This is a genomic window from Alphaproteobacteria bacterium, assembly GCA_004295055.1.
Classification (GTDB): Bacteria; Pseudomonadota; Alphaproteobacteria; order SHNJ01; family SHNJ01; genus SHNJ01.
Genome location: SHNJ01000011.1, coordinates 1 through 4,893, shown reverse-complemented (window position 1 = coordinate 4,893; position 4,893 = coordinate 1). Strand labels below are relative to the sequence as shown.

The 4,893-nt window shown below is 48.1% G+C and carries 5 protein-coding genes; all 5 read right to left on the bottom strand.

Annotation, left to right across the window (positions count from 1 at the left end; genetic code table 11):
- Positions 1-905: hypothetical protein (locus EYC62_02660; GenBank protein ID TAH36472.1), on the bottom strand; the 905-nt coding region annotated here is incomplete at its 3' end.
- Positions 906-1,121: 216 nt separating this feature from the next.
- Entirely contained in the window at positions 1,122-1,721 is a 600-nt protein-coding gene (gene fliS, locus EYC62_02655) for a flagellar export chaperone FliS (GenBank protein TAH36471.1), read from the bottom strand.
- Positions 1,722-1,760: 39 nt separating this feature from the next.
- Positions 1,761-4,229 carry a hypothetical protein gene (locus EYC62_02650; protein ID TAH36470.1) on the bottom strand — a complete coding sequence of 823 codons (2,469 nt, stop codon included), beginning with the start codon at positions 4,227-4,229 and terminating at the stop codon, positions 1,761-1,763.
- 76 nt (positions 4,230-4,305) lie between these two features.
- Positions 4,306-4,695, bottom strand: a complete 390-nt coding sequence (locus tag EYC62_02645) for a hypothetical protein (protein TAH36469.1) — start codon at positions 4,693-4,695, stop codon at positions 4,306-4,308.
- A 97-nt stretch (positions 4,696-4,792) separates the two neighbouring features.
- The coding region (locus tag EYC62_02640) for a flagellin (GenBank protein ID TAH36468.1) at positions 4,793-4,893 on the bottom strand (101 nt) is incomplete at its 5' end.

Genomic DNA, 4,893 nt, shown 5'->3' with positions numbered 1-4,893 from the left:
GCGGCATCCGCGCGAGCTTGGGTGCTGATAGTAGCGGCATTCAAACCCAGTGCTTTGGTATTGATGCCACGCAAATTCAAGCTGATTTCGTTGTCGCTTGGATTCGCGGCGATGCCTACTTTGAATCTGAAGTTATTGTAGCTGAGTCCATTCGCGCCTGTGGCGTTAGCAACGGTAACACGGCCAGATTGCGATGCGGCCACCATATTGGTGCCTTGAGCAAATGAAATGCTGACATAGGCGTTGTCACCCGCGGTGGTGGATGTCAAACGGACAGCGGTGCCGGAAATGAAAGCGCCGTTAGCAAGCAGATTGGAAGCCAAGCTGCCGGTTAAGTTTTGGGTACCGTTGTTGACGGTGAATATCATGTTGCTGTTGGCATCGGTAGTTTGGCTGAAGGTCAAGTTCGCGCCTTCTAAACCGCCATGAGCAAAATCCCATACGCCGCTGCCGGCCAAGAAATCGCCTAAGGTGCGATTGACGCTGGCATTAACGAGGCTTGTACCGTTGAAGGTGGTGCCTGCGGCGACGCGATCGATCTCGTCGAGTAACTGTTGATATTCTGTATCCAACATGCCGCGTTCGGTGTTGGACAATTGGGAAGAACCAGCTTGCGATGCAAGGGATTTTAAACGCACCAGCATATCGTACACGCGGGCTTGAGCGCCTTCGGCGACTTGCAAGAGCGAGATGGCTTGGGTGCTGTTAACTTGAATTTGACGTAACGAGGCGACGTCTGCTTTGATGCGGGAGCCGATGGCCATGGAAGCAGCATCGTCTTTTGCCGAAACAACGCGTTGGCCGGACGATAATTTGGCCAAGGAATTGGTCATCTCACGATCGGATTGTACCAAGTTGCGATGCGCGATACTGGCGGTTTGGTTGGTAATTAAATTCAGAGCCATTGTTGTTCTCCATATACCTTAAATATACTTGTGACATCATAACTTGCGTTATGATACACAGCGGCTTACTTGCCTTTCGGCAACCACGGGCATACAAAGCAAAAAACAGGCCAAAATTTAAGTGATTGATTTTAAATGAATCGATTTATTGGACTATAAGCGAAAAGAATTATCCGGCAAAATCTGCCGGAGAAATCATCAATATTGATTTGGAATTTAAGCCGAAACGGAAACCGATTGGTTATTTTTGCCGTCCGGCGATTTAGGTGGCAGAGGCGCCGCGAAAGATTTGGCGTATGTCGTTGGCACCGGCGCTTTTGGCGCAGTGGATTCGGGAGCAGGGGTGGATGACGCGGCTTGTCCTGTTACCACTTGTTCTGTTGTCGGCAGGGCAGGATTGTCGGTGCGTACATCCGCGGCGGCCTGAGCCAATTCTTGCTCGGTTTTGGTTTCCAGTAATTCTTTCCACGCATCGCGCAAAGGTTCCAGCAATGTGATTACATCTTTTGCGGGTTGCGGGTTGTTTTTGAAATCGACTTCAGGAAGTTTGGTCAGCATAAAACCGAATAATTGATCCAGGTTCTGCGCGATCGAACCTCCGCCTTCCATATCCAGCGTGGTCCATAAGTGGGTAATAATTTCACAAGCCTTAGTGTTGGATTTCCAGCGCTTTTCGATATTGTTTTCTTCAATGGCCTTGATGGCGTCACGCAATGCACCGATCGCGTGATCGTACAGCATGTATACTAACTTGGCAGGCGATGCGGTGTATATTTGCTGTTGTGCATAGACTTTATGGGCGTTCTTCTGTACCAACTTTTCCTCCGAAAGACGTCCTGTCTTTCATGGGTTTAATTAATTTCTTTTATTTTGGGCATCCGTCGTTTGTTTCAAGCTGTCCAGAATGCTGTTCGCACGGGACATTGCCTGCTCCATGCGGTAAAATTTTTCTAATTGCGCTTGACGGAAAGATTCAATCCGTAAATTCATTTGGTCAATGCGTTCTTGGGTAGTGGTGTTTAATTTTTTCAAGGTATCGACTTCGGCATCGACCGTACCGGTATCCAGGGTCAGAATTTCGTCCAATTCGCTAAATAATTTGGCGCCTAAACCGACGGTATAATTGGCGGTTATTGTTCCGGTGTCCGCGCCGCCGTTATAAAATAAAATCATGCCTTTGGCGGGGCCGGATTTAATTTTCAAAGTGTTGCCGTTGACAATTTCAACGGCGCTGCTGTCGCCACCAATATCGGCGGAAGTAAAAGTGGTGCCATCATGCGTGAAATTGATACTGATGCCGGATGTATTATATTCCATCGCGCCATCGAAACCAGTAATGGTAAAGCGTGAATCGTTGGTTGTGCCGTCAAACGTGAACAATTTGCGAACATCGTCGGCATTGTTTAATAATGCCTGATCCAATTTCTGTTCGTCGATTGTCATAGTGTTGTAGTTTAAAGGATCGGTTACTTCGTTGTTATTGACGAATTTAACACCGATATTGCCCAAAGCGGCAAAGCTGCTGTTAACGCCGGCGATGCTGGTGGAAATAAGAATGCTAATTCTGGATTTTACGTCCGAAAGAACGGAGGAACCAAACAAGGCGCCTGTATCTTCGGTTGGCTGGCCAGTAACAGGATCCACTTTGATCTGTTCATTCATGAAATGAATCAAATCGTTATAGGCTTGCACATAATTGGCGATTTGGGTTTTTACATCTGTTAAATTCTGTTCGACATCCACTTTAATGGTCGTGCCGCCTTCGGCCGCGAACAGATTCAAAGTCATGCCTGGAACCAGGTCGCTGACCGTATTGCTGCTGCGTTCCAGAATGCGGGGATCGGAGAATGTAAAGGCATTCAGAAATCCGCCGGTGTCCGCGCCCAAAGTAACAGGATCGCCAGAAGCATCTTTGATAATAATTCTGTACCCGCCGTTGCCGCCTTCGACGGTTTCTAAGCTGGCGGTGACATCGGACCCAGCAATACCGGCCGCGGTATTGACGGCATCGATTAATTGGTTGGCGGTCATGGTGTCATTGTAATTGACCGTAAAGGTAACGCCACTGCTGATCTGAAAGGATTGAGGGCCTGATGTGACTAAACCAGGCGCCAGTGTGCTTAGAGTAGCGCCAGGATTATAGATAATGTCCGACCGTTTGCGGCTTAGATCGCGCAGCCCATTGGCCGTGAATTGCGCTGTTTGCGAAGCCTGTAATTGGTTTGCAACGCTGTCGTCTGGATTTAATACGCCCAAATCCGCCAATACGTCCGAAGGATCGCTGTAAGTGACGACTTCGCCAGTATCGTTATTGGTAAGAATCAAATAGAAGTCGGTCGATGAAGCTTGAAGAATCGTCGCGCTTACACCCGTGTTGGCCGCATTAATGCGGTCACGCACGTCCACCAATGAACTAGTGGCTTCGAGGGTAACGTCGTGGCCGAAAATGCTGAATGTGCCGCCGGTAAACCCTGGAATTAAGTCATTCAAGGCGCCGGTGCGGCCGGAAATGCCTTTTTGAACCCGATTTGCAACCGCGTCGCTGCCGTCTAAAATGCCCAACTTGGTCAAGGTATCGTTGGTTGCGTCATCATTATAAGTAATAGCAACGCCAGCAGTATTGGAGGTTAGAGATAAGCGGAAGTCGCCGGCCCCTGGGTTATATATGCTGGCGGTAACGCCAGCACCCGTAACTAGATTGATTTTATCCCGAATTTCCTGAAGCGTATCATCGGCATCGACCGTGATGGTGCTGCCGTTGATTTTGAAACTGCCGCCGGCGAAGCTTGGATCCAAAACGTTCATCGCGGTATTGTCGTCCGTAAATGTGCCGCCACGATCCAGTTCATAGGTCGATTGAATCAATTGGCTGGAATCTTTTTGCGCTTTCGCGGTACGCAGAATTTCAAATTCATAACTGCCTTTTTCCGCCTGGTTAGTGACGGTAACCCCAAGCAAGCTCGCTGCTGCGGATGCGGTAGTACGATTTGGGTTATATAATAGCGAAGTGGCTCTGCTGGAAGAAGCAAAAGTCTCTTTATTATAGAAAATATTGGTGCTGCGGTCGGCGCTGATAACGCCGCGCAATTTATTCAAAGATTCCCGAACGGCGGTAAGTTTCGCGGTTAAATCCGCATAAGCGGAAATTTGCTTGCCGTTATCGCTAATTTTAGTCTTGAGCTTATCGATTGGAACGCGTTTGGCCGTGACCATCGATTCGACGGCGGCTTCAAAGTCAATGCCAGAGCCCAAGCCGGAAAACGATGTCCGACCGTCACTGCCTACGACTAAACGACTGGTATCTACTGAGACCATAATTCCCATCCTACCTGTAGGGTGTTAACGATTAGCTAAAATCGACCATAAAAAATAAAATTTTATGTAATTTTATTTCTTACTGTTACGCTTTGGCATCGAGTATGTCGCCAGGCGGGTGGAGTTTAACTTCTTGTTGACGATCTACAGTCGGTAGTTCTTTCTCTAACTGCTCTTTTAAGGCAGCCGCAGCTCTTAACTGCGCTTCACTTGGAAATTTTTGTACATCTCCAGTGACTAGGTCTTTGGTCTGGTAATACACCCGTCGGGTTTTCTCGTCGATGATATACTGTCCACGCTTTCTTAGATGGGCGTCGGCAGATTGATCACCTTGAGACAAGGCGCGTTCGAACTGTTTTTCAACAGATGTCTGCACACCTTGGAATCCGCTGGTGCTTTGTATCTTATGGTCCATGGGCGTCTCGAATTTCTCGCCCTGTATCGTTGGACCATAGGCTGATAAATTCAGGTCCATTTTACTACTCCTCCTAAAAAAACTCGCAGGCTACCCTGTCTTTTTGCTTTTGGAGGAAGGGGAGTTATTCCCCTTCCTCTTTATAAGGTCTCTCTTATTACTGTTGGAACAAGCGTAACAAGTTTTGCGGAGCTTGGTTCGCTTGAGCTAGCATCGAAACACCGGCTTGAACAAGAATTTGTTTGCTGGTGAACATGG

Coding starts and splice junctions, on each gene's coding strand:
- EYC62_02650 (TAH36470.1), bottom strand. CDS start 4,229: ATGGGAATTATGGTCTCAGTAGATACCAGTCGTTTAGTCGTAGGCAGT.
- EYC62_02645 (TAH36469.1), bottom strand. CDS start 4,695: ATGGACCTGAATTTATCAGCCTATGGTCCAACGATACAGGGCGAGAAA.